23 protein-coding genes are annotated in these 25045 nt (G+C 66.0%); 15 read left to right on the top strand and 8 right to left on the bottom strand.

Annotated elements, in window-relative coordinates; all coding sequences use genetic code 11:
• Positions 1-3: 3 nt before the first annotated feature.
• From DOM54_RS03710 to DOM54_RS03700, 3 genes are read left to right on the top strand one after another with little or no spacing between them, the layout of a single operon-like run.
• Positions 4-549, top strand: a complete 546-nt coding sequence (locus tag DOM54_RS03710; RefSeq protein WP_110715016.1) for a (2Fe-2S)-binding protein — start codon at positions 4-6, stop codon at positions 547-549.
• On the top strand, positions 546-1559 hold the full coding sequence (locus DOM54_RS03705; protein WP_110715015.1) for an FAD binding domain-containing protein: 1014 nt from the start codon (positions 546-548) through the stop codon (positions 1557-1559). Before DOM54_RS03710 ends, DOM54_RS03705 begins: the two co-directional genes overlap by 4 nt.
• A complete protein-coding gene (locus DOM54_RS03700) occupies positions 1556-3790 on the top strand; it encodes a xanthine dehydrogenase family protein molybdopterin-binding subunit (protein WP_240613751.1) in 2235 nt (744 codons plus the stop codon). Before DOM54_RS03705 ends, DOM54_RS03700 begins: the two co-directional genes overlap by 4 nt.
• Here the strand turns inward: DOM54_RS03700 and DOM54_RS03695 are convergent.
• Positions 3782-4429: a TetR/AcrR family transcriptional regulator gene (locus tag DOM54_RS03695; protein WP_110715014.1), complete on the bottom strand. Its 648-nt coding sequence runs from the start codon at positions 4427-4429 to the stop codon at positions 3782-3784. The two genes, DOM54_RS03700 and DOM54_RS03695, sit on opposite strands and share 9 nt — an antisense overlap.
• A 122-nt stretch (positions 4430-4551) precedes the next feature.
• Between DOM54_RS03695 and DOM54_RS03690 the strand changes: the two genes are divergently transcribed.
• The 5 genes from DOM54_RS03690 to DOM54_RS03670 all read left to right on the top strand — a co-directional run bounded on the left by DOM54_RS03690 (position 4552) and on the right by DOM54_RS03670 (position 11944).
• Positions 4552-5643, top strand: coding sequence for an HlyD family secretion protein (locus DOM54_RS03690; RefSeq protein ID WP_110715130.1), 1092 nt, complete (start codon positions 4552-4554; stop codon positions 5641-5643).
• A 22-nt stretch (positions 5644-5665) separates the two neighbouring features.
• Entirely contained in the window at positions 5666-7216 is a 1551-nt protein-coding gene (locus DOM54_RS03685; RefSeq protein ID WP_110715013.1) for a DHA2 family efflux MFS transporter permease subunit, read from the top strand.
• Between the two features lie 296 nt (positions 7217-7512).
• Positions 7513-7926, top strand: a complete 414-nt coding sequence (locus DOM54_RS03680; protein WP_110715012.1) for a hypothetical protein — start codon at positions 7513-7515, stop codon at positions 7924-7926.
• Positions 7927-7935: 9 nt separating this feature from the next.
• On the top strand, positions 7936-10305 hold the full coding sequence (locus DOM54_RS03675) for a GNAT family N-acetyltransferase (protein WP_110715129.1): 2370 nt from the start codon (positions 7936-7938) through the stop codon (positions 10303-10305).
• Between the two features lie 163 nt (positions 10306-10468).
• Positions 10469-11944 carry an aminoacyl-histidine dipeptidase gene (locus DOM54_RS03670; RefSeq protein ID WP_110715011.1) on the top strand — a complete coding sequence of 492 codons (1476 nt, stop codon included), beginning with the start codon at positions 10469-10471 and terminating at the stop codon, positions 11942-11944.
• Positions 11945-12133: 189 nt separating this feature from the next.
• Here the strand turns inward: DOM54_RS03670 and DOM54_RS03665 are convergent, their stop codons facing one another.
• Positions 12134-13300 (bottom strand): App1 family protein, encoded by a 1167-nt coding sequence (locus DOM54_RS03665; protein ID WP_338067005.1) that lies wholly within the window; start codon positions 13298-13300, stop codon positions 12134-12136.
• Positions 13301-13446: 146 nt separating this feature from the next.
• On the bottom strand, positions 13447-14010 hold the full coding sequence (locus DOM54_RS03660; RefSeq protein WP_110715010.1) for a type 1 glutamine amidotransferase domain-containing protein: 564 nt from the start codon (positions 14008-14010) through the stop codon (positions 13447-13449).
• Positions 14011-14248: 238 nt separating this feature from the next.
• On the opposite strand from DOM54_RS03660, the gene DOM54_RS03655 reads away from it, so the two are divergent.
• Positions 14249-15820 carry a DNA recombination protein RmuC gene (locus DOM54_RS03655; protein ID WP_110715009.1) on the top strand — a complete coding sequence of 524 codons (1572 nt, stop codon included), beginning with the start codon at positions 14249-14251 and terminating at the stop codon, positions 15818-15820.
• On the opposite strand, the gene DOM54_RS03650 is transcribed toward DOM54_RS03655, so the two are convergent.
• From DOM54_RS03650 to DOM54_RS03635, 4 genes are all read right to left on the bottom strand, one after another.
• Positions 15817-17379, bottom strand: a complete 1563-nt coding sequence (locus DOM54_RS03650; protein ID WP_110715008.1) for a chemotaxis protein CheW — start codon at positions 17377-17379, stop codon at positions 15817-15819. The two genes, DOM54_RS03655 and DOM54_RS03650, sit on opposite strands and share 4 nt — an antisense overlap.
• Positions 17376-18746: a methyl-accepting chemotaxis protein gene (locus tag DOM54_RS03645; RefSeq protein ID WP_240613750.1), complete on the bottom strand. Its 1371-nt coding sequence runs from the start codon at positions 18744-18746 to the stop codon at positions 17376-17378. Before DOM54_RS03645 ends, DOM54_RS03650 begins: the two co-directional genes overlap by 4 nt.
• Before the next feature lie 197 nt (positions 18747-18943).
• Positions 18944-19423, bottom strand: a complete 480-nt coding sequence (locus tag DOM54_RS03640) for a Dps family protein (protein WP_110715006.1) — start codon at positions 19421-19423, stop codon at positions 18944-18946.
• 180 nt (positions 19424-19603) lie between these two features.
• Positions 19604-20743: a glycerate kinase gene (locus DOM54_RS03635; RefSeq protein ID WP_110715127.1), complete on the bottom strand. Its 1140-nt coding sequence runs from the start codon at positions 20741-20743 to the stop codon at positions 19604-19606.
• 364 nt (positions 20744-21107) lie between these two features.
• On the opposite strand from DOM54_RS03635, the gene DOM54_RS03630 reads away from it, so the two are divergent.
• The 4 genes from DOM54_RS03630 to DOM54_RS03615 are packed head-to-tail and all read left to right on the top strand — an operon-like array spanning position 21108 to position 23897.
• Positions 21108-21695 carry a hypothetical protein gene (locus DOM54_RS03630; RefSeq protein ID WP_110715005.1) on the top strand — a complete coding sequence of 196 codons (588 nt, stop codon included), beginning with the start codon at positions 21108-21110 and terminating at the stop codon, positions 21693-21695.
• Positions 21692-22138: a hypothetical protein gene (locus tag DOM54_RS03625; protein WP_110715004.1), complete on the top strand. Its 447-nt coding sequence runs from the start codon at positions 21692-21694 to the stop codon at positions 22136-22138. Before DOM54_RS03630 ends, DOM54_RS03625 begins: the two co-directional genes overlap by 4 nt.
• 44 nt (positions 22139-22182) lie before the next feature.
• A complete protein-coding gene (locus DOM54_RS03620) occupies positions 22183-22821 on the top strand; it encodes a DUF1007 family protein (RefSeq protein ID WP_110715126.1) in 639 nt (212 codons plus the stop codon).
• The gene (locus DOM54_RS03615) at positions 22809-23897 is read left to right on the top strand and encodes a nickel/cobalt transporter (protein ID WP_110715003.1); all 1089 of its coding nucleotides are present in this window, start codon (positions 22809-22811) and stop codon (positions 23895-23897) included. The genes DOM54_RS03620 and DOM54_RS03615 overlap by 13 nt, the downstream gene beginning before the upstream one ends.
• Before the next feature lie 36 nt (positions 23898-23933).
• On the opposite strand, the gene DOM54_RS03610 is transcribed toward DOM54_RS03615, so the two are convergent.
• Entirely contained in the window at positions 23934-24359 is a 426-nt protein-coding gene (locus tag DOM54_RS03610; RefSeq protein WP_110715002.1) for an HIT domain-containing protein, read from the bottom strand.
• A 157-nt stretch (positions 24360-24516) separates the two neighbouring features.
• Between DOM54_RS03610 and DOM54_RS03605 the strand changes: the two genes are divergently transcribed.
• Positions 24517-24645, top strand: a complete 129-nt coding sequence (locus tag DOM54_RS03605; RefSeq protein WP_110715125.1) for an entericidin A/B family lipoprotein — start codon at positions 24517-24519, stop codon at positions 24643-24645.
• A 143-nt stretch (positions 24646-24788) separates the two neighbouring features.
• Positions 24789-24920: an entericidin A/B family lipoprotein gene (locus DOM54_RS03600; protein WP_110715001.1), complete on the top strand. Its 132-nt coding sequence runs from the start codon at positions 24789-24791 to the stop codon at positions 24918-24920.
• Positions 24921-25045: the final 125 nt, after the last annotated feature.

Raw genomic sequence — 25045 nt, 5'->3', positions numbered from 1 at the left:
AAGATGGATGATTCCGTGCATTCCCGACCCCGGGTGCCAGAGACTCTCGGTACCCAGACGCTCAATTTCACGCTCAACGGCGAACCGCGCACCCTCGACGTCGCGCCAAACGCCGTGCTGCTCGACGTGCTGCGGGAGCAGCTCGGGCTCGGCGGCACCAAGAAGGGTTGCGACCACGGCCAGTGCGGCGCCTGCACCGTGCATGTCGACGGCCAGGCGATGAATTCGTGTCTGCGCCTTGCCGTGATGTGTGAAGGCCAGCAGGTGACTACGGTGGAAGGGCTGGCCCGCGACGGCGAACTCCACCCGGTGCAGCAGAATTTCCTCGAGTGCGACGCTTACCAGTGCGGCTACTGCACGCCGGGACAGATGATGTCCGCCACCGCGCTGCTCAACGACGAGCGTATCGGCACCGACGACGCCTCGGTGAAAGAGGCGATGAGTGGCAACATCTGCCGCTGCGGGGCGTACAAGAACATCGTCGAGGCAATCCAGAAATCCCGCGTGCAGTTGGGCCATGACGCCACGCGCAAGGAGGGAGCGGCATGAGAACCTTCGCCTACTCCCGCGCCGATAGCGTCGATCACGCCGCCCATCGAACGATGCCCCACGCCGCCTTCGTCGCCGGTGGCACCACCCTGCTCGATCTGATCAAGCTCGACGTGCTGAAGCCGGAAAACGTGGTCGACATCAATGCGCTGCCGCTCAAGCGGGTCGAGCGGCTCGACGATGGTCGGCTCAAGATCGGCGCGCTGGTCACCAATACCGACCTGGCCCATCACCCCGAGGTCAAGTCGCACTATCCGGTGCTTTCCGAAGCGCTGCTGGCGGGGGCGTCGACGCAGCTGCGCAACATGGCGACCACCGCCGGCAACGTGATGCAGCGCACCCGCTGCCCCTACTATCGCGATCCGGCGGCCAAGTGCAATCGGCGCGAGCCGGGCAGCGGCTGCGACGCGATAGACGGCATCAACCGCATGCATGCCGTGCTCGGCGGCAGCGACGCCTGTATCGCCGTGCATCCTTCGGACATGTGCGTCGGTATCGCCGCCATCGGCGCGACGCTGACGCTGCAGGGGCCTGACGGTGAACGCGAGGTCGACTTCGCCGACTTCCATCGCCTGCCGGGCGACACACCGCACATCGAGCATGATCTGGCCGACGGTGAGCTGATCACCGCGATCACCCTGGACGCGCCGCTGGCAAACGCCGGTTCACACTATCTCAAGCTGCGTGACCGTGCTTCCTACGAGTTCGCGCTTGCCTCCTGCGCCGCCCAGGTGGTGCTCGACGGCGACACGATTCGGGAAGCGCGCCTCGCGCTTGGCGGCGTCGCCACCAAGCCATGGCGTTGCAGCGATGCCGAGGCGGCGCTGGTCGGTCAGGTCGCCGACAAGGCGAGCTTCGAGCGCGCCGCCGACATCGCCCTGAAGGATGCCCAGGCGTGCGAGCACAACGGCTACAAGATTCCCCTGGCGCGTCAGGCGGTCGTGCGCGCGCTGCGCAACGCGGCCCGTGGCGAGACGCCGGCGAGCGAGACACAGGAGAGCCAGGCATGAACGACATGACCCGACCCGACTTCGACAAACCCCGCGTCGTCGGCCAGCGCACGCCGCGCATCGACGGCGAGTTCAAGCTCACCGGCCGAGCCGGCTACACCGGTGAACTCCACGTCGACGGCATGCTCTACGGCTACCCGGTGTCGGCCACCATCGCCAACGGCGTGCTCGAATCCCTCGATCTTGATGCCGCCCGCGCGATGCCGGGCGTAGTGGACATCTTTCACCACGGCCACTTCGAGGCGCTGCACCGCTCGCCCAACTCCATGGCCCATGGTGACATGGTCAACGAGGTGCGCCTGCCGTTCGAGGACGAGCGCATCTACTACCACGGCCAGTATGTCGCCCTCGTCGTCGCCGAGACCTTCGAGCAGGCGCGAGCCGCGGCCCAACGCGTGGTTGCCCATTACCGTGAAGAGCGCGGCGCCGTCGTCAGCCTGCTACAGACCGAGGCCGAAGGCACGTTGCAGGAGAGCGCCGGTAGCTCCCGTGGCGATCCGGAAGCGGCATTCGGCGGCGCCGAGGTCAAGGTCGACTCGACCTACCACATCGCCGCCGAAAGCCACCTGCAGATGGAGATGCACGCGACCCTCGCCGAGTGGCGTGACGCGGGCAAGCGCCTGGTGGTGCATGAATCGACCCAGGGTGTCTTCTTCCAGCGCAACGCCATGGCGCGGGTCTTCGGGCTCGCCCAGGAGAACCTCGAGGTGATCTCGCATTACGTCGGCTCCGGATTCGGCAACAAGCTGTTCATGTGGCCCCACTCGGTCGCCACCGCGGTGGCGGCGCGGATGATCGGCCGGCCGGTGAAGGTCGTGCTGCCGCGCCAGCAGGACATGACCAGCGGTGGCAATCGGCCCGCCTCGCGTCAGCGTATCCGCCTGGGTGCCGACCGCAGCGGCAAGCTCACCTCGGTGATCCACGACAGCACCACCGAGACCTCGCTGGTGCATCAGTATGTCGACACCTGCGGCAGCGCCACGCCGAGTTTCTACGCCTGCGACAACGTTTCGACTAGCCAGCGCGTGCTCGAGGTGAATCACGGCACGCCGTGCCCGATGCGGGCCCCGGGTGAGGTCTCCGGCATCTTCGCGCTGGAGACCGCCATGGATGAGCTGGCGGTGGCGCTCGAGATGGACCCGGTGGAGCTGCGGCTGAAAAACAACGCCGAGCAGGACCCGGCGAGCGGGCTTCCGTGGTCGAGCAAGCATCTCGACGAATGCCTGACCAGCGCTGCCAAGCGCTTCGGCTGGGAGCAGCGCAACCCGGCCGTCGGCTCGATGCGCGACGGTGACGAAATCATCGGCTACGGCATGGCCTCCTGCACCTGGTCCGCCGGGCGCCAGCCCTGCGAGGCACGGGTCGAGCTGCGCGCCGACGGCTCGCTGTTCGCCGCCTGCGGCACTCAGGACATCGGGACCGGCACCTACACTATCGTCGCCCAGGCCGTGGCCGAACTCACCGGCGCCGAGCTCTCCCGTATCGAGGTCAAGCTGGGTGAGACCAGCCTGCCGGCGGGGCCGCTCTCCGGTGGCTCCATGGCAACGGCGACGGTGCTGCCCGCCGTGGCGGCGGCGGTGCGCGATGCGCTGGATGCGATCAAGGAGGTGGCAGTCGGCAGCGGCGGGGCATTCGAGGGCAGCGACGCCGATGCGCTCTCCGCGGAAGCGGGAGGTCTCACCGATGGTGAGCGCCGCGTGAGCTTCGAGGAGATCCTCGAGACCAGCAAGCTGTCGAGCGTCAACGGTCAGGGCAGCGCCGCGCCCGGCGACGAGCGGAGCGAGTACGCTTTTCGCTCCTTCGGCGCGCACTTCGTCGAGGTCCGTATCGATCCGGAAATCTCCCGGGTGCGCGTGGCGCGCGTGGTCTCCTCGATCGATATCGGCCGGGCGATCAACCCGCCGACGGCGCGTAATCAGGTCGAGGGCGGCATCGTCATGGGCGTCGGCATGGGCCTGCTCGAGAAGCTCGACTACGACCCGCGGGATGCGCGGCTGATCAACGCCAACGTGGCCGACTACATTGTCCCGACGCACGCCGATGCGCCGGAGATCGACGTCGAATTGCTCGACTACCCGGACTTCAAGCACAACGAGTTCGGTGGTCGTGGCGTCGGCGAGATCGGCCTGACCGGCGTGGCGTCGGCGATCGCCAATGCGATCTACCACGCCACCGGCAAGCGCCATCGCGACCTGCCGATCACCATCGAGGCACTGTTGGCGTCATCGTGACGGAAGACCCTTGACGCCATGCAGGAACAGGTCGACACAGCGTGTCACCCGCTCCTCTATCGCCGCCCGCGAGGGCGGCGATTTCAGTTGCAGCACGCGAATCAGGTGCCATTCGCCCAGCAGCATGCCAAGGAATATGCCGGCGAGCTCGACGGTATCGCAGGCTGGCATCAGTTGCCGCTGCACCCGGCGCTCGAAGTAGTTGGCCAGGGCGAGCCGAACGCGACCGGGGCCGCCATCGAAGAACAGCCGGGCCAGCTGTGGCTGGCGGGGGCTCTCGGCCACCACTTCGCGGTAGATACCCAGGGTTTCCTCGCCCATGACCTTGACCAGCAGATCGATGCCGAGTCGCTGGAGCGCCGCCTCGATGGCCAGCTCGTCGACCCCCTCGTCGGTCAGGGTGCCGTAGATATGATGGGAACGGCGTTCGACCATGGCCTGGAACAGGCCTTCCTTGTTACCGAAATGGCGGTAGAGAGTGGACAGTGAACCGCCGGCGCGGCCAACGATGTCGTTGACACTGACCTGGCCGTAGCCGTGCTCGAGAAACAGCTGCTGTGCCGCGTCGAGCAGGGCATCCCGACGCTGAAGGCCCCGCGCGGTGGTCGGGGGGGAGTCTTGGGGGCGTGGTGATGGCATGGCGTTCCCTCGTGCCGGCAAGGCTGGATTTTTTCGATACGCGGTGGCGTTTTCAAAAAGATAGTGTAGTCTACACTACACATTGATTGGGCGCGCAGTTCTGGCATCAAAATAGGCTCGGCATGAAGATCAAAAAGAAACTCTACACGGCAGTCGTGATACTGGTCGCGCTGGCGGTGGCGCTCGTCTTCGCGTGGCACTGGTGGCAGACCAGTCGCTTTTTCATCGAGACCGACAACGCCTATATACATACCGACAGTGTCGCGGTGCGCGCGGAGGTCAGTGCGCGGGTGCTCGAGGTGGCGGTGGACGACAACCAGCGTGTGAAGCAGGGCGATCTGCTGGTGCGGCTCGACGACCGCGATACCCGCAGCCAGTTGGCCCAGGCCCAGGCGCAACTGGCCGTCAGCTCGGCCAACGTGACCCAGGCCCAGCGCCAGGTCGAACTCGACCAGGCCAGTATCGACGAGGCGCAGGCTCAGGTGACCGCTGCCCAGTCCGATGTCGCCCAGGCGCGCCAGCATCTCGAGCGCTCGCAGTCGCTGGCGGCCAACAACTACGCCTCGCGCCAGCAGTTGCAGGACGACCAGGCGTCACTGCGGGTCGCCCAGGCCACGCTGGCGGCGCGACAGGCGAGCGTCGAATCGGCCAAACGGCGACTGTCGGCCGACCAGGCTGCCATCGACAGCGCCAAGGCCAATCGAGACGCCGCCGAGGCGGACATCGATTACAACCAGAGCCAACTGGCCAAGACGCGTATCGTCGCCCGTCGCGACGGTATCATCGGCAATCTGACCGTCGAGCCCGGCGATCTCGCCCAGCCGTCGCTCACCTTGATGCAGCTGGTTCCGGTCGCCAGCGCCTATGTGGTCGCCAACTACAAGGAGACCGAGATCGAGCGGATGCGGGTGGGCCAGCCGGTAACGCTTGCGGTGGATGCCTATCCGGATATCACGTTCACCGGCAAGGTCGACAGCGTGGCGCCGGCCACCGGCACCCAGTTCAGTCTGCTGCCCCAGGACAACGCCACCGGCAACTTCAACAAGATCGTCCAGCGCGTGCCGGTCAAGATCCGGGTCACCGGGCCCAAGGATCAACTGTGGCGGCTGCAGTCCGGCCTTTCGGTCGAACCCTCGGTGGATACCCGCGAGGTCGACGGCCAGGCGATCTACTTCGATCCCGGCCCCGAGCTGGACGATGGGCCGCGATCGTGACAGTCCCTCGTGAGGCCGTGGCATGAGTGAAGTGGCGGCACCAGCCGGCGCCGGCCCGCAGGAGATGCCGTCCTGGCATTACCGCTTCGGTTTCATCGCGGCGGTGTTCGGCATGTTCATGGCGATTCTGGACATCCAGATCGTCGCCAGCTCGCTGAACGAGATTCAGGCCGGCGTCTCGGCCTCGAGCGACGAGATATCCTGGATCCAGACCTCCTACCTGGTCGCCGAGATCATCATGATCCCGCTCTCCGGCGTACTGATGCGCTGGCTCTCGACGCGGGTCGCTTTCGTCATCTCCTGCGCCGGTTTCACCTTGGCCAGCCTCGGCTGTGCGCTTGCCTCGAACATCGAGCAACTGATCGTGCTGCGTGCCATCCAGGGTTTCATGGGGGGCGCGATGATCCCGATCACCCAGGCGATCAGCTTCTCGCTGTTTCCCCGGCGCGCGATGGGGGCCGTCCAGGGCGTGATCGGCATGGTGGTGACCATGGCGCCGTCGATCGGACCGACCGTCGGAGGCTATGTCACCGAGCTGTTCAGTTGGCACTGGCTATTCCTGGCCAACGTGATTCCGGGGATCTTCGTCACCCTGGCGGCGTGGCGCTTCCTCGACATCGACAAGGGTGACAAGGAAGTCGCCAAACGTCTCGATTTTCGCGGCCTGATCCTGATCGCGCTGTTTCTCGGCAGCCTCGAGTTCGTACTCGAGGAGGGGCCGGGCGACGACTGGTTCTCCAGCGAGCTGATCGTGTGGATGGCACTGCTCTGCGCGGCCTCCTGCGTCGGCTTTTTCTGGCGCGTGTTCACCTATGAATTTCCCATCGTCGACCTGCACGCCTTTCGCAATCTCAATTTCTCCATCGGCACCGGGCTCGTGTTCGTGGTCGGTATCGCGATGTACGGCCTTGTCTATCTGATGCCGCTGTTTCTCGGCGGCGTGAGGGGGTACTCGAGCCTTCAGATCGGTGAAGTCATGTTCGTCACCGGAGTCGCGATGTTCTTCACCGCCCCTGTCGTGGGGCGGCTGACCAATTCGGTCGATCTGCGTGTGCTGCTGTTCTTCGGTCTGACGCTGATCGGCATCGGGACGGCGATGAATAACAACCTCACCAGCGAATCCGGGTTCTGGCAGTTCTTCTGGCCGCAGATCGTGCGCGGCATCGGCATGATCATGTGCATCATCCCGGCCTCCCGCATCGCGCTCGGCACCTTGCCGCCGCAGGAGCTGGGCAACGCCGCCGGGCTCTTCAGCGTGATGCGTAACCTCGGCGGCGCGGTGGGGCTGGCGATGCTCGACACCGTCCGCGACTGGCGCGAGGACTATCACTGGAACCAGTTGATCCCCGCGCTCAACGAGGGGCGAGTCGTGGTCCAGCAGCAGATCGACAATTATCAGGCGATGCTGATCGGGCATGTCGCCGATCCCTACCACAGCGCGGTGGCGCTGCTCGGCCAGCGCTTTGGCGTCCAGGCCCAGGTGCTCGCCTACAACGACATCTTCCTGTGGCTTGGCTGCATCTACCTGCTGAGCGTGCCGCTGGTGTTCCTGCTCAAGAAGATCGAGCATTGAGCCGGCTACGCCGGAGCCGCACCTGAGCTTCGCTCGGAGCTGTAAGCGATAAGCTGGAAGAGCGGCACTTCGTGCCTGGAAGAGGAAAGTCGGAAGAAAAAGCCAGACCAAAGACGAAAACCGGTCGCTTTGTTTTATGGTGATGGTTTGGTCTTCCGTCTTCCGTCTTCCGTCTTCCGTCTTCCGTCTTCCGTCTTCCGTCTTCCGTCTTCCGTCTTCCGTCTTCCGTCTGTAATCTGGCTCTCCTGCTGACCCGCCTCAGCGTTTCGTTCGATCGTTCAGGATGGTTTGCCGCTATGAAAACGCCTCAGTCAAATAAACCCGGCGCCGACGAACCGACCCGCACCGTGTTGCGCCTGATCGGGAGTTTCGCCGCGCCGGTGGCGATCTACCTGGTGGCCTGGGAACTGGTGGCGTGGCTGGTACTTCCCGCCGTGGCGGCGGCCGGGCGAGCGTTCACGATCAACCTCTTCAGCGTGCTGATTCCATTCGTCGGCGTGCTGGCCAGCGTCTACCTCGCCGGTGTCAGGGCCGGTCGGCTGCTGGGTGGCGGCGTGATGACGGTGTTCTTCCTCTATCTCTACACCTCTTCCGGCGTCGTGTTCAGCTGGCTGCCGGTCGCGCTGACCCTGGTCGGGATTCTCCTCGCGGTGGCCGCAGCCCGATACTGCTCCACGATGAAACCCGATCTGGGTGACGCCTTCGGTTAGATGTCGGTCATGTCCGCCTCGAATGCGCATCCCAGGCTCGGCGACTGGCTGGTCGTTCGCAGCGAGGAACTTCGGTGCCGTCGCTGGCGAGGCGTGCTGTGGATCGCCGACGACGCCCCCCAGGCAGTCAGCAAGGCTCGGGCCTGGATCGCGGCGGGGCGCTGGCGCTCTCCGCTGTGGATCGGCCCCGAGTTGGCCTCTTTCTCCCAGGCGTCCCCACTACCCGAGGGGGTGACGCGGCTGAGTGCCTCCCGCGCCCGCGGCCAGTTGGGCAGCGAGCACGATCTGGTGATCTTCGACGCCCTATCCCCGGAGGCGGGGTTCGATCCGGATGCCTTCGGTGCCATCAGCGGTACCGTCCTGGCCGGGGGGTGGCTGGTGCTGTTGACGCCGAGGCACTGGCAGCAGCCCACCGATGCGGACTGGCTGCCGGATGCCGACTATCGACGGCTAGCGCACTGGCCCCATGATGCGGAAACCCTGTCGACGCACTACCTGCAGCGCCTCGCCGGAGGGCTTCGAGACAGCGCCGATCTGGCGGTATGGCCGTCTGATGCCGCGTTGCCGCTTTCGTCTTCAGCGATCTTCTCCGGCCCGAGTTCCGATCCCATCATCGATTCAAACATCGACCCAGAGCTCGACCCTGACTCTTACATCGAGGATCGCGTCAACGACAGCGACTGCCTGACCCGTGACCAGGCCGAAGCGGTTTCGCGACTGACGCGAATGCGGCGGCGCCGGCCGGTGGTGCTGGTGGCCGATCGCGGCCGTGGCAAGAGCGCGGCGCTGGGCATCGCGGCTGCGCGTCGGCTGATGCGGGGAGAGCGACGGCTCTGGATCGCGGCATCGAGTGCGGTCGCGGTGGAAGCGGTGTTCGAACGCCTCCAGCGATTGCTGCCCGACGGTAGGCGCGACGCGGGGCGTTTCGAGGTCCGCGTCGACGGCCGGGAGTGCCGGGTCGAATGGCTGGCGCCGGAGCAGGTCGTTCCCGCGCTATCGGCGCCCGACATCGACGCGCAGTCGCCGCCGACGCTGTTCGTCGACGAGGCGGCCGCGATTCCCGCCGCGCGTCTGGTCGACTGGCTGCGTCGCTTCCCGCGGATCGCCTTCGCCACCACGGTGCATGGCTACGAGGGCACCGGCCGCGGGTTCGAGGTTCGTCTGCGTGAGGCGTTGAATCGGCTGACCCCGGAGTGGCGGCGGCTACCGCTGGATACCCCCATTCGTTGGGCGGCCGGCGACCCGCTGGAGGCGTTGACCCGCGACCTGCTGTGCCTGGATGCCGAGATCGTCGCCGCCGACTCCGTCGCCGCTGTCGCGTCCCCGATGCCGGTCACCCATGTCTGGCTGGACCGGGCGGCGCTGGCCCGGGACGACGGCTTGCTGAGATCGATTTTCGGCCTGCTGGTGCAGGCTCACTACCGTACGTCGCCGAGCGATCTTCGCCACCTGCTGGACGGCCCCGACGTTCACCTGCTGGCGGCTTTCGTCGGCGACATGGCCGTCGGTATCTGCGTGGTGCAGCAGGAAGGGGGCTTCGATGTCGCACTGGCCGAGGCGATCCATCGGGGGCAGCGGCGACCGCGGGGGCATCTGCTGGCGCAATCGCTGGCCACCCACGGCGGTTACCGGGAGGCCGCACTCGCCAGCTGGTGGCGAATCATGCGGATCGCCGTTCACCCGCAGGCCCGGCGGGAGGGGATCGGCTCGGCGATGATCGAACGGGTTGCCGCGACGGCACGGGAGCGTGCTGTCGATCACCTGGGTGTGAGCTACGGCGCGGAGCCGTCGTTGACCGGCTTCTGGCGTCGGCAGGGGTTTCGCTCGCTACGGATCGGGCTGACCCGAGAGGCGTCCAGCGGGGAACCTGCGCAGATGATGGCGTTGGCGCTGGCGAATGAATCGGCGCGGCTCCTCGACCGGATGCATGACGATTTCGTGCGTCATCTGCCGGACCTGCTGGCAGCTGAACTGCGGGAGATCGAGCCTCTCGTCGTGGCGGCCTGGCTGCACGAGGGGCCCGAGCCGGTCCTGTCCACCGATTGCCACGAACGACTGGACTGGTTCGCGTCAGGAGGCGGCGAGCTGGGCCCCGTCCGGCCCTGGTTGCGGGAGGCCTGGCTTGGCTGGTGGCGGCAACAGCCGTTGGCCACGGTCGAACGCCTGCTGGCGTGCGAGGAGGAGGGGCCATTGCTGCCCGGCGACCTGACGCGATCGGTGCGGGTGGCCGTCCCGGCGTTGTTCCAGTATCGCGACGAGGCGCTCTCGCGACAGGGGCGGCGGGAACGGCTGGCGAGCGCGCGCGGGCTGGCCGCGGCGCTGCTGGCTTGGTACCACGACCGCCGCGATGTCGAGGGCACCGCACCGGCGCCTGGCTGAAGCGTGCGAGCACTCGGCACATATGGTCAAGCCGCAGTCAGACGAGTAAGGTGTTCGCACCTCAAAACGAGCTGCGGTCCGCTGGCGGCTCGGGTTTCATTCATCACTCTTTCGACACCCGTTGCGGCGAGCTGCTCGCCGCGCGACGAGGCTGGAATCGACCATGAACGATCATCTGCTGCAACTCTCCCCCGAGCCCGTGTGGCGTCATTTTCGTACGCTCTGCAATACGCCGCGCTCCTCTGGCCACGAAGCGAAGTTGATCGACATCCTGCAGCGCTGGGCCGACGACAAGGGCTTGACCCACGATCGCGATAGCTACGGTAACCTGCGAATCCGCAAGGGGCCGAGTCCGGGCTGCGAGGCCGTCCCCGGCGTGATCCTGCAGGGCCATCTCGACATGGTCACGCAGGCCAACAGCGACCACCCCCACGATTTCCTCAACGATCCACTCGACACCTACGTCGAGGATGGCTGGCTCCACGCCCGCGGTACCACGCTGGGTGCCGACAATGGTCTCGGTGTCGCGGCGGCGCTGGCGATTCTCGAGGCGGACGACATCGATCACGGCCCGATCGAGGCGCTGTTCACGCTGGAGGAGGAGACCTCGTTGCAGGGTGCGCTGTCGCTGGACGAGAACTGGCTGGAGGGGCGCTACCTGCTCAATCTCGATTCCGAGGATCGCGGCGAAGTCTATATTGGCTGCGCTGGCGGCGCCGATGTCGTGGTCGACGCCGACTTGCCGATGCGTGGCTGCGATGAGGAGGAGGTGATGCGTCGCCTCTCCCTGACCGGCCTGGTCGGCGGGCACTCCGGTGCCGATATTCACAAGGAGCGGGGCAACGCCAACCAGTTGCTGGTGAGGGCGCTGCGAGGACTGGGCGAGTTCGAGATTCGACTGGTGGACTACCAGGGGGGCACGCTGCGCAATGCGCTGCCTCGTGAGGCGTTCGCCACCATCGTGGTGGACGAACACCATCTGCCGGCGGTGGAGCAGGCGCTCGCCGACCTTCAGGCGCTCTACCGCGAGGAGCTGGCCGGCGTCGACGACGACGTGACGCTCTCGCTGTCGCCGGCCGCGGTCTCTTGCGAGGACGTGGACGCGCTGACCGACACTGCCACCCAACTGCTGGTTTCCGCCCTCCACGCCGCGCCTTACGGTGTCGAGCGCATGAGCGTCGAGGTGCCGGGCGTGGTGGAGACCTCCAACAACCTGGGGGTGGTATCGCTGGAGAAGGGGCGCTTCCACCTCTGCGCGCTGGTGCGATCGCTGCGGGACAGCGCGACGCGCAACCTGGCGGATCGTTTCACGGCGCTGTTCGGCCTGATCGGCGCCCAGACGCGGGTCGAGAACGCCTATCCTGGCTGGACTCCGAGCGCGGACAGCACGCTGCTGACCCGCTTTCGTCGGCTTCACCAGGAACAGCTAGGCAGCGACCCCGCGGTGAAGGTGATCCATGCCGGCCTCGAGTGCGGCATCATCGGTGGCAAATATCCGCAGTTGGAAATGATCTCCTTCGGCCCGGTGATCCGTGGCGCCCACTCACCCACCGAGCGTACCGAGCTGGCCTCGGTCGAGGAGTTCTGGAAGGTGCTCAAGGCGCTGGTCGCCGACATCGCCTCCGGCAAGGCTGCCTGAGGCCGGTCCGGAAGCGAATCTGGCGAGTGCTCTCTCGCGGCAATGGCGCTCCCGCCGGAACGCCATTGAATTGAGAGAATCACTCTCCATGGTGCCCCCCTCGTCTCCATGGACCAGAGGCCAACATTTGGCGGGCCTCTCTCCTGCAAACGACGGTAATACAGGTCGTCAAAGGGCGATAACCACGTCTTATTGCTGCTGCTGGCGGTGCGTGTCCTCGCGTACCGCCTCGCAGCCCTCTTCCGAGATATAGCCTTTCGCCAGCGCATGCTCGGCGATGCTGACGCTGTCGCGGGCGAGGATCAGTTCGCAACCGGCGTGCTTGACTTCATTGGCCAGGGCCTCGATGGCGGCGTCCCGCTGCGGGTCGTCGTCCACCTTGCGGATGTAGATGGCACGGACGCGGTCGGGATGCATCTTGACGATCTCGGTGTAGACCTCCGGATCGCGCTGGCCGCTGTCGCCGATGAGAATGAAGGGGAGCGTGTCGTAGAGCGACAGCATGTTGCAGATGACATCGGACTTGTGGTCCTCCGCCTTGCGTGGCCAGGGCCGCTTGAGCGTCATGCCCCACTCGCGCAGGAACAGGATCGGCCCGACCGGGATACGATTCATGTTGAAGAACATCTCGAGGACCTCGTAGATGCTCCAGGGCCCCCGCGAGACATACAGCATGGGGCGTTTGCGGTTGCCCTCGGCACCGCCGTAGAGCGCGCGATAGAGGGCGGCGACGCCTGGGAACGCGGTGCGCCGGTCGGCCTTTTCCATGAACAGCCGATAGAGCATCTTCAACTTGTTGGCGACGCCGGTGTACATCACGGTGTCGTCGATATCGCTGATCACGATCAGGTCGGTGCTCGCCGGCGGGATGTAGATCTCGGTCTCGGTGCTGATGGCGTCGTCCTCCGAGAGGACTTCCAGCTTGACCGAGTGCCAGATTGCTTCGGCGGGCAGGGTGTGGGTAATGTCGATATGGGCGTGGAAGTAGCCATCGCGATCGGTGGTGACGGTGGCGTGGGTCGCGCCGAGCCGGATGTCGACCCGCGCATCCCTGACTCCATGCCTGACCAGGCGACGTGTGACGTCGACCAGGTCGCGCGCCGCACCACCTTTCTCCCATTTCATCAGTCGTCCGGGCTGGCGGAAGACACGGCCCATGATGAAGGCTTCCGTATGCGAGCCGTAGCCGCGATAGGGATGGACGATCACCCCACCCTCGCCCTTGTCGCCCCCGCGCATGGGCCGAATGAACAGGCGAACCAGCTTCTTGGTGAAGTGGATGAGCTTGGTCACGAACAGCCGGGGGAGCGAGCCAGCGCGGGCGGTGTCGGAAGCGGTGTCGGAAGAGTGGGGCACGATAGCTGGCAATCCTAGGTTCGATTAACGATGAGTATGGGAACTTGCAGGTTATCGTGCAAAGTCTGGCCGAGCCGTTCACCGATACCAGATACCAAGACGCCCACCATAGGGTGGGCGTCCGGACGGTCGTTGTCGAGCGTCGATCAGGCGTGCTGCTTGCTGTGACGACCCTCGGCCAACTCTTCGAGCAACTTGCCGTTGAAGTCGTCGAGATCCTTTGGCGTGCGGCTGGTGACCAGGCCGCTGTCGACCACGACCGACTCGTCGAACCACTGGGCGCCGGCGTTTTTCAGATCCTGCGCGACCGAGGGCACCGAGGTCATCTTGCGGCCCTCGACGACGCCGGCGTTGATCAGGATCCATGGCGCATGACAGATCGCCGCGACTGGCTTGCCGGCTTCGAAAAAGTGCCTGACGAACGCCAGTGCCTTGTCGTTGAGTCGCAGGGTGTCCGGGTTGAACAGGCCACCCGGCAGTACCAGAGCGTGGTAGTCGGATTCGTTGACCGCGTCGAGGCTCTTGTCTGCCTCGTAGGTGTCGCCCCACTCCGTCTCGGCCCAGGCGCGAATGCCCTTGCCGTCCGGGGTGATGACATGAGTCTCGACGCCCTGGCCCTGCAGCGCGGCACGAGGGGAGGCAAGTTCGGACTCCTCGAAGCCGTCGGCGGCGAGAATTGCGACACGTTTACCGTTAAGTTGCTGAGCCATCTTGACCTCCTGGTCTTGATATATCGGCTTGATGTTTCGGTGAATAGCAAGCCCATGAGCCATCCTGGTCCATGTCTCGGCTCACTCAGGAAGTTTGGGATAGTCTGGGCAAAGTTCAAGGAAAAACGCGCGTGGGCACCCCCGGTCTGGAGCACGCCGCTTGCGCGCGGGAGCCGACTCGGGGATGGTGGCCGCCGCGAGATGGCGAGTGGGTGCCAGGGCAAGAGGAAGCGATGCGATGAATGGCGGAGTGGGGGAATGGCTGTTGCCGTCTGCCGGTGGGCTCGTCCTGCTGGGTGGCCTGGTGACGATCCTAGTCGGCGTCCTGGTGTGGCAGCGCCGGCGCTGGAGGGGCGAGCGCGACAGCCTCCAGGTGCGGCTCCAGACCAGCGAGACGCAGTGCCGGCGCCTTGAGCAGGAACTGGCCCAGAGCGATGCCCAGCAGGACGATCTGCGCGAACGGCAGGGGCAACTGCAGCAGCAGCTTGGTGCCCGCGAGCAGCAACTCGAGGCCCTCAACGAGCGCCTGGCGACGCTGCGCGAGCAGTATGGGCGGCTCGAGACCCGGTACGAGCAGCAGCAGAACCAGCACGCGGAACAGCTCCAGTTGCTGGAGCAGGCGAAGACGCGGATGGGGCACGAGTTCGAATCCCTCGCCGGACGCATTTTCGACGAGCGCCAGCGCGCCTACAGCGCCCAGAGCCGCGACAGCCTCGAAGCGCTGCTCAAGCCTTTCCGCGAGCAGGTCAGCGGCTTTCGCCAGCGTCTCGAAGAGATCCATGGCCAAGAGGTGCGCGAGCGCACCACGCTCAAGGTGCAGATCGACCAGCTCGCCACCCTCAATCGTCAGATCACCGAAGAAGCGGCCAACCTGACCCGGGCGCTCAAGGGCGACAAGAAGATGCAGGGCAACTGGGGCGAGATGATGCTGGAGTCGGTGCTCGAACGCTCCGGGCTGCGCCGCGACATCGAGTACCGCCGCGAGGTCTCGATCGAGGGCGAACAGGGCCGTCAGCGCCCCGACGCGGTGATCTACCTGCCCGACGACAAGCATCTGATCGTCGATGCCAAGGTCTCGCTCAACGCTTACGTGCGCTACGTCAATGCCGAGGACGATGCCGAGCGCGAGCAGGCGCTGCGCGCCCACGTGCAGGCGATCCGCGCGCATATCGACGGCCTGGCGGGGCGCGACTATCCGCGCCTGCCGGGGCTGCGCTCGCCGGATTTCGTGTTTCTGTTCATGCCCATCGAGCCGGCCTTCGCGGTCGCCTTCCAGTTCGACGACACCCTGTTCCAGGACGCCTTCTCGCGCGACATCGTGGTGGTCACGCCGACCACGCTGCTGGCCAGCCTGCGCACCGTGGCGAGCCTGTGGAATCTGGAGCGTCAGAACGAGAACGCGCGTCATATCGCCGAGCGCGCCGGCAAGCTGCTCGACAAGTTCCAAGGCTTCGTCTCGAGTCTCGAGGATGTCGGACGCCACCTGGGCCGTGCCCGTGGCAGCTACGATCAGGCCATGGGACGGCTCGCCACTGGCCAGGGTAGTCTGGTCGGCCAGGCGCTGGCGCTGGAGAAGCTCGGCGTGCGCATGAAGCGAGCGCTGCCCGAGCACCTGACCCGGGAGGCGGACGCCGACGAGACGGCACTCGATCGAACGCCGCGCGGCGCCGACGCGAGTCGCGTGGGTGATGACGGTGAAAACGAGAGGGGCGAGAGCGAGCGTGGCGAAGACGGGGTGGACGCCGTTGGCGGCGCGGACAATGACGTGCCCGCGGCGCAAGGCCGCCCGGACCCGGGCAGACCGGGCTAGGCGGGTTCGGGGGTCGCGTCGGCGTTCGGCAGCGTCGCGCTGCTCGTCGCCAAGTCGATCGCCAGGCCCTGCAGGCAGAGCAGCGCCATCACCTGATGGTCGGGGCCGACGCCGAGCGCCACCAGCCGCTTGGCGCGTTCGATCGCCGGGGCCGCGGGATCGATGTCACCCCGCCAGCGCACCACCAGGCTCTCTTCGGCCGCCTCGACGTAATCGATGCGCTGCACCGCATCGGCGAGAAAGCCGATCAGGCCCTGGCCGCTGTCGGCGATCAGCACGTGCTGAGGTGGGCGCGACGTGTCGCGGCCCAGCAGGCGGCGCAGATCGACCAGGGCCACGCTGCGCCCGTGACGGCGCCACACGCCGACGAAGCGCGGGTCGCCGCCGCTGGCGAGATAGTCGGTGGGGGCGGCATCGACCGCGTCGAGCTGGTCGAGCAGGGTGGTGTAGTCGCCCGCACAGGTGAAGCGCACCAGCGCGAAGCGCCGCCGGGGTTGGTGTTCGGCGGCTGAGTTGCCGGCTCGCTTGCCATCGAGCCGCGCATGCAGGCGTGACAGTGCGCTCAGATTGAGCGCCGACAGCAACACCCGGTGATCTAGCGCCAGCGCATCGCGCCCCGAGGGCCCGACGACCAGCCCGGCCACCGCCGCCGCCTGGCCCGGGCCGGCCGGTGACAGGGTGCCGTCGGCGCTGAGCGCGGCGACGTGCTCCAGGGCCAGTGCCAGACGCCCCTCGGGGCCATCGAGCACCACCATGTAGCTGGGCTGTACGCGCTGCGTGGCACGCCCGATCAACTCGCCGGGGGCGAACAGCGGCAGCCGCGCGCCGCGCAGCGTGACGTTGCCGAGATAGGCGTCGAGTTCGATCGGCGGCGGTTCGATCTCGGGGCAGTTGGCGACCTCGCCGACGATCGCGGTATCCAGCGCCAGCGCCTGGCCGCCACTCTCCACGATCAGCCAGCGTCGGGCAGTGAGCCGCGTCGGCGTGGCGTCACTGGTCAGCGTCGGCGGCGCCGAGGTGTCGAAGGATGGGCGCTCGGTCCGTTCCGGTGAGGGTGTCACCGCAACCATCTCCTTCAGCGCGAACAGTGCATCCAGGTCGAGCAGGTAAGCCGGGTGGACCAGGCTCGGGTGGTCGATCAGCGCCGGGGTCAGCGCCAGCGTGCTGCCGTCGCCGTGGCTCACCGCATGGCGCTGGTTGGGCAGCACCTCGATCACATCGACGATCTGGGTCACACACAGCCCGAAACGCGCGCCGCGATGCGCCACCACGGCGACGAAGCTGGCCTGAGCCTTGCTCTGGGGCTCGTCGACATGGACGGCGTCATGGATATCGAAAGTGGGCGCTGCCTGGGGGGCATGGTCGAGCTGCAGCAGCCCTGCCAGATCGACCAGCGGCAGCGGCTGGCCGCGCAGCGACAGCGTGCCCCGCGACCAGGCCGGCGCCCGCGGCCGCGGCGGTGGCAGTTTCTCCAGGCGCACCACCTCTTGCAGATCGTGGGCATCGAGCGCGACATCGCCGGCACCGACGCGCAGGATGCCGAAGACGCGCGCGCTCATGATCTCGCCCGCTCCTCGCCACGGGTTGCCCGGGCCAGTTCACGGATCGCGCTATCGACCCGGTTGGCGGTCTCGAGCTGGGCGCTGGCGGTGGTGGCGATCTCCTCGATCGAGTCGGTGGTCTGGGCCACGCCCTCGACGATACGTGCGAACGAGTCGGTCGCGCGCTGGGTTACCATGTTGCCGCTGTCGATGCGCTTGAGCGACTCGCCCAGCAGGCGGTTGATCTGGCGCGTGGCGTCGGCGGACTTCTCGGCCAGCTTGCGCACCTCGTCGGCGACCACCGAGAAACCCAGCCCGTGCTCGCCGGCGCGGGCTGCCTCGATCGCGGCGTTGAACGCCAGCAAGTTGGTCTGCGAGGCGATCTCGCCGATCACCTTGACGATCGCATCGATATCCTCGGAAGACTTCTGGATCGCCGCCATCGCCTCGCGCGAGTCGTTCAGCGACTGGGTGCCACGGCCGGCTTCCTGCTGGGTCTCGCGGGCCAGTGAGCGGGTCAGCTGGGTATTCTCGGCGATCGAAGCGATAGAGGCGTTGAGCGCGTGGATCGACCGGCTCATGGCCTCGGTCTGGGCCTGGATATGCTCCTCCAGCTCGACCTCGGCGGTGATATCGGTGGCGAACTTGATCACCTTGTAGGGCTTGCCGTCGGCATCGAAGATCGGATTGTAGGTGGCCTGGATCCAGACCCGGCGGCCATGCTTGCCCAGACGCATGAAGCGGCCATCGAATAGCTCGCCGCGGCTCAGCGCCAGCCAGAAGTCGCGGTACTCGCGGCTGACCACATGGTCGGGTTCGCAGAACAGGCGGTGATGCTGACCCACGATCTCGTCGGCGTGATAGCCCAGGGTATCGAGGAAGTTCTGGTTGGCGGCGAGGATGTTGCCCTTGAGATCGAATTCGATCACCGCCTGGGCGCGATCCATCGCCTTGACCTTGCCTTCGTACTCGGCGACGGCGCGCTTTTGCAGGGTGATGTCCGAGGCCAGCTTGATCACCTTATAGGGCCTGCCCTCGGCGTCGAGCACCGGGTTGTAGGTCGCCTGCAGCCAGATATCCTCGCCCTGGCGGGTGACGCGATGGAACTCGCCGCTGACGAACTCGCCGCGCCCCAGGCGCTTCCAGAACTCCTGATAGGCGCGGCTCTGAGCGTAGCGCTCGTCGCAGAACAGGCGGTGGTGCTGACCTACCACCTCGTCGCGGTGGTAGCCCATGACGTCGAGGAAGCATGCGTTGGCATCGAGCACATGGCCGTCGAGATCGAACTCGATCACCGCCTGGGAGCGATTGACCGCCTGCCACAGCGCCTCCATCGGCGGGGCGGCGAGTGCGTCGAAGCTGTCGGTGGGCGTATCGAGGGGCATGATGGCCTCCGCTGGGCGGGAAGTAAGCCGCGAGCCTGCCGGATCGCAGGGCTCGTGGTGGGTACCGCACAACATCGGCCGGAGGATTGTCGAAGTTTAATTAATCTCGACTATCGGTGAGATAGCCCGTGCCCCAAAAGACGATGCCGCCCCTCGGGGCGGCATCGACATTGGCAGCGGCGGTTAGCGTGAGCGCTTCAGCCGAGGTAGGCGTTGAGCATCCACACGGTCTTTTCCTGCTCGCGGATGTAGTCGCTGGCCAGGGAGGCGGTGCCCTCGTCGTCGGCGTCGCTGGCCTGGGAGAGCAACTCGCGCTGCAGCTCGATCAGGACCTGAAATCCCTTCACCAGACCCTGTACGCACTGCTTGCCGTCGGCGACCTGCTTGTCTTCCTGAATCTGCGATACCTTGGCGTAGTCGCTATAGGCGTGCAGCGGCTGGTAGCCCAGGGTCAGGATACGTTCGGCGACCTCGTCGACCTTGGTCAGCAGGTCGGTATAGATCTCCTCGAACTTGGCGTGGAGCTCGAAGAACTGCTCGCCCTTGACGTTCCAGTGGTAGCCGCGGGTGTTCATGTAGAACACCTGGTAGTTGGCGAGCAGCGTGTTGAGCTTTTCGGCGAGCTGCTCGGCGCTGGACGTATACAGGCCGATGGCATTGGTATCGATGTCGGACATGGTATCTCTCCTGAAAGGTGATCGTGACAGTGTAACCGGGCACTCTCCGAAGCCCCATCCAAGTCTCGATATGGCACGGATAGCGTCGTTCTATCAGGACGTTAAGCGCGTTCCATGCCTGGGTATATCAGGGCTACATGACGACAAAACAAGCGTCGCGAAAGATCGTCCGGTGGCGCGTCATCCGTGGTTGCCCGCACGCCACAGTCTGGCCAGCGTTCGCGCGCGATCGGCCAGCAGTTCGCCGCAGCGAGCCAGCGCCTCGTCCAGGGTGATCGGACCATCCGCCAGGGCGAACGCGGCCGTGATGCCATGATCGAAGGAGGCTTGCCACTGATCGCCCAGCCGTCCGGCCAGCACGATGGAGGGAACGCCGAAGCGTTCTGCCCGGCGGGCGATGCCGATCGGCGTCTTGCCCGAGAGACTCTGGCCGTCGAGCTGGCCCTCTCCGGTGATGACCCAGTCGGCATCGGCCAGCAATGTGTCGAAATCGACCTGATCCATCACCAGTTCGATGCCGGGGCGCAGGGTGGCGCCGAGAAAGGCGCGAGCCGCGAAGCCCATCCCGCCGGCGGCGCCGGCACCCGGCAGCTCCCTGAAATCCTCGTCCAGAATCCTGGCGACATGGTCGGCGAAGTGCGACAGCGCCTGATCCAGCCGCTCGACATCGGCCTCGGTGGCGCCCTTTTGCGGGCCGAACACGGCGCTGGCGCCACGTGGCCCGAGCAGCGGGTTATCGACATCGACGGCGGTCTGAACCGTCAGCGAGGCCAGCCGTGGATCAAGGTCCTCGAGATCGAGTGTCGCCAGTTCGGCCAGCGCGGCACCGCCGGGAGGCAGGGGATTGCCTCTGTTGTCGAGCAGTCGTCCGCCAAGCGCCGCCAGCATGCCGGCACCGGCGTCGTTGGTGGCGCTGCCGCCCAGGGTCAATACCAGCGACTTCGCGCCGGCATCCAGCGCCGCCACGATCAGTTGCCCGACGCCAAAGGTCGTGCTGTCGAGCGCGGTACGCTCGTCACGCTCGAGCTGCTGCAGACCGCTGGCCTCGGCCAGCTCGACGAACGCGGTGCGCGATGCCTCGTGCCAGCCCCAGGCCGCGGTGGCCTCGCGCCCCAGCGCATCCTGCACGCTTGCCGTCCTCCGCTCGGCATCCGTCGCCACCAGCAGGGCATCCAGCGTACCCTCGCCGCCGTCGCCCATCGGACACTGGTGCAGGATGGCGTCGGGCAGTTCCCGCTCGATGCCGGCGGCGATGGCGGCAGCGGCGTCGCGGGCGGAAAGGGCATCCTTGAAGCTATCGGGGGCGATGACGATGTTCATGGCATCCTCGGCTGGGAGTGAATCGAAACGCATCGTGGTGGCGCCTGGGCGTCTGTCGGACTTGATACTGATCTGCCGTGAATCCCGGGCCTATGGCCAAGTTCATTCTATCGGATGCTGTAAACAGCGGGCCATTCGCCTTATCCGATCGATAAACTTGACTCAGAACCCATCTTTCCCGCGGCGATCGGTCCCGCAGACGGGCCTTAGCATAACGTCGTTGCAAGCCGGCAGCGACGGGCGGCGGCCTGCGGTCGGCCAAGCGGGGGGAACGGAGTGTCGGCCACGGCGGAAGCAGCATGGAACGGTGGCCGCGAAACTGGCATGCTGAACACTGTTCGCAATCTTCTGCGAGGATGCCGTGATGAACGATCTGCGATATCGGTTGGGGCGCTGGGCAGCGATGTGCGTCGGACTGGGTGTCTTGAGCGGATGTCAGGCCATGTCGGCGCCGGAGCCCACCTCGGCGATGGGCGGTAACGCCTTGCCCGCCGCCTGCCGCTGGCCGGCCGGTAGCGGCGACCCGCTGGTGCGTCTGCGGGCCACGCGGGATGCGCTGGAAAGCCAGGGCTACTCTATCCTGGATACCGACGTGTCGCTGGGGCTGGTCAGCGCCGAACGCAAGACCTCACAGCCAGGCCTTGGCGCCGTCAACAGCCCGTTCGGGCGTACCGGTTTGTGGGGAGGGTTCGGCCTGGGTGGCAGGAGCGGGTATTCGCTGGGGGTGTTCCAGAACTTCGGCGGTGGCTACAACACCGATCCGGTGCAGATCGAGCGTGTCTCGGTGGTGACACCGGAGGCGACGACGCTGGTCGACCGCGATTCGGTGGTGGTCGATCACAACGGTTATCTGATCGATGCACGTAGCTACAATCAGCCTTCGTTCTGCCAGCAGTTGCGCCAGGATATCGAATCTCGTCTGAACCCGCCCGCCACCGGAGTGACACCATGAGAGACCGCGAGACCATGCCTCGCAGGCGAGTCGTGACAGCGAGGTCCGGCGGGCGCAAGGCCGCCTGGCTGGGCGCGCTGGTCGGATTGCTGTTGCTGACCGCCTGTGCGGTGTCGCCGCAGCCACAGCCGCGGAGTATTGCCGTCCAGGCCACGGCGGAGGAGACGCTCAAGGCGACGCTGGCGATGCTGGCCGAGCGCGGGTTCGTGATTCGCCACGGCGATGGCGACCTGGGCCAGCTCGATGCCGTGCTGGCCTCTCGCTCCGGCTACGAGATTCACGCCCAGATCACCAGCGGCGGCGAACGCCCGCCGGGGCTCGTGATGCAGAATGGCGATACCTACCTCACCTTGAGCGGTCGGCGTGGCGGCCAGCCCCTGGATGCGCTGGAACTCGACCCCTTGTTCATCGACGTTCAGACTCGATTGGGATTGCTGCCTTGAGGAAACGGTTTTTTTGGCGACACTGCGCGTGGCTGGGGTTGACGATGAGCGTGCTCCTGGGGGCTTCGCCGGCCGCGCTGGCGCATCCACACGGTTGGGTCGACATGAGCGTCGAGGGTGTCTTCGACGATCAAGGTAACCTGACCGCACTGCGCCAGCGCTGGCGCATGGATCCGTTCTACAGCCAGGTGGTGATGGAGGAGATGGCGACCGTCAAGGACGGTACCAGCATGGCCCAGCGCCTCGATGCGCTGGGCTTGGAGATCCGCAACAATCTTGCCACCCAGCACAACCTGACCAACATCACGCTCGATGGTCAGCCCGTCGCCCAGGGCGACGTCACCGACACCAATACCGACTATCGCGACGACCGACTGGTGTACGAGTTCGTGCTGCCGCTGTCGACACCGCAACGGCTGGCCGGCCATACCCTGAGCTATCGGATTTTCGATCCCACCTACTACATCGAGATGGTGCACGAGGCCAACGAGGACGGCTCCCAGCCACTGCCCGACGCCCTGACACTGGACCATCCGCCGGCGGGCTGCACCACCCGGATCGTCAAGGCGACCCCGGACCCGCAGAAGGTGATGGAGGCGGCGATGCTGGACAAGGGTGAGAATGGCGAGCCGAATCTCGGGCGCTTCTTTGCCGAGACCGGAGAAATTACATGCCCGGCTTGAAAATGACGCTGAGATTCCTGGTGCCGCTGGCGCTGCTGATTGGCGTTGGCGGGGTTGGTTATGCGCTGGGGTGGTGGCAGCAGGTCGCGGTCCAGATCGTCTTCTGGCAGGGCGAGTTCTATCACGCCCTGGTCGAGGCCGTCAGTGCGCTGAAGCGCGCTCCCGACGCGACGACCTGGGCCGTGCTGCTCGGCGTGAGCTTCGGCTACGGTGTTTTCCATGCCGCGGGACCGGGCCATGGCAAGGTGGTGTTGAGTACCTATCTGGCGTCGCAGGGGGGCGCCTGGCGCCGCGCGCTGAGCCTCTCCGCGCTGGCGGCACTGCTGCAGGGCGTGATGGCGATCGCCATCATCGGCATTCTGGTATTCGGTCTGGGATGGTTGACCCGCGAGGCAATGGGCAGCATCGATCAGGCGGAACTGGCGAGTTTCGCGATCGTCACCCTGGTCGGGCTGTGGCTCTGTATCCGGTCGCTGCGACGCCTGTGGCGAACGCGCCACAGCGCTGGCACCGCTGCCACGACGGCCTTCACCTCGACCTTCACGGCGGTGGCGACGACCGCTCCGGCGTCGCGTCATTCGGCGAAAGGCCTGGTGACGCCCGCGCAGCGCCACGCCCACGACGCCCATTGCGGGTGCGGGCACGAGCATCATATCGATCCCCGGCAGGCGGGAGATTGGCGCGTGGCGCTGCTGACGGTGCTGTCGATCGGCATCCGCCCCTGTAGCGGCGCGGTGCTGCTGCTGGGTGCCGCCTCCCTGCTGGATCAGTTCGGCAAGGGGGTGGTCGCGGTCATGGCAATGTCGCTGGGGACGGCGCTGACCGTCTCGTCGCTGGCCTTGCTCAGCGTGCTGGCGCGCGACTGGGTCAAGCGCCACCTCAAGCCCGCCAGGGGCGGTGGCCAGTGGCAGTCATGGGTCGGTCTGGCGGGCGGGGCGCTGATACTGGTGCTGGGCCTGTCGCTGACCCTGGCCCAGTGGCAGCGAGGGCCGGCCGCCGGCCCCCCCATGCTTGGCGCGCCTACCGCGCAGCAATCCGCCCCCGCGCCGGGTCCGTTCGGCGCCGGGCGAGGCTGATCCTCACGGTGGTGAGGTGAACGCCTCCCGTCGGCGTCACAGTGATGACGTCGCAGCGCTCGCCAGCCGCGCGATCTCTGCACGACGCTGTTCGAGCGCGTCCGCCGAATAGGCTTCGATATTGCCATGGCCCCAGACCGGGCCGGGCCAGGCGGCATCGCCGGCAAAGCGCACGATGACATGGAGATGGAACTGCGGCACGACGTTGCCAAGCGTGGCGATGTTCAATTTATCCCCCCCGTAGAACGTCATCATCGCCTGCCCCAGTCGCGTGGCTTCCTGCCATAGGCTCGCCTGATCGTCGCCTGGCAGATCGTAGATCTCGACGATATCGGCGCGCTGCGGGATCAGGATGATCCAGGGGTAGCGGGCATCTCCGCTCAGCCGAACCTGACACAGGGGCAGATCGACGACGTGGATGCTGTCCTGCTGCAGGCGAGAGTCGAGCGTGAAATTGGGCATGACGCCTCCGGCGGTGAAGAAAGGGAGAAGCGGATCGCAAGTCGTCACTTTACGTCGAGGCCACGGGAGCGTCGAGTTGCGCCGCGAACGAGGCAACGATGGTAAGCTCTCGATTCCGTCGCATCGGTCGGCGGCCTTGCAACTGAGGAACATGGCGATGAAAGCTGGTTTGGGATGGCTGGCCGTCGGCTGGCTGATATTGACACTGAGCGCCTGCAATACCATGCATGGCCTGGGCAAGGACATCGAGCGTGGCGGCGAGAAGATCCAGAACGCTTCGCAATAGCGGTTTGGACGCCAAATCCGCGAGTTAGGCAAGATCTCATACGCGTTTGCGCGACTCTCTGCTACTTTGATGACAGGCCGATCACACAACGGCCCGGATGGACCTCGCGTCCATCCGCCTAAAACGTTAAGGAGGACGACATCATGAAACGCCTAATCGCTTTCTCTCTGTCCGCACTGTTCAGCGCAGGTATCCTGGCAGGCTGCAATACGGTCGACGGTGCCGGCAAGGACATCGAAAGCGGCGGTGAAGCCGTTCAGGACGCTGCCAGCTGATAGCCGAATGCCCGATCCACGACGGATCGGGCATTGGTTTCTTTCTTGCTCGTTCCGACGTGGCCCTTTTCCTCCCTCCGATGCGTGATATCGTCATCTTGTCTCCCCGGCAATCGTCGATGGAT

The sequence above is a fragment of the Salinicola acroporae genome, assembly GCF_003206615.1.
GTDB classification, from domain to species: Bacteria; Pseudomonadota; Gammaproteobacteria; order Pseudomonadales; family Halomonadaceae; genus Salinicola; species Salinicola acroporae.
This window is presented reverse-complemented; position numbering and strand designations above follow the sequence as displayed.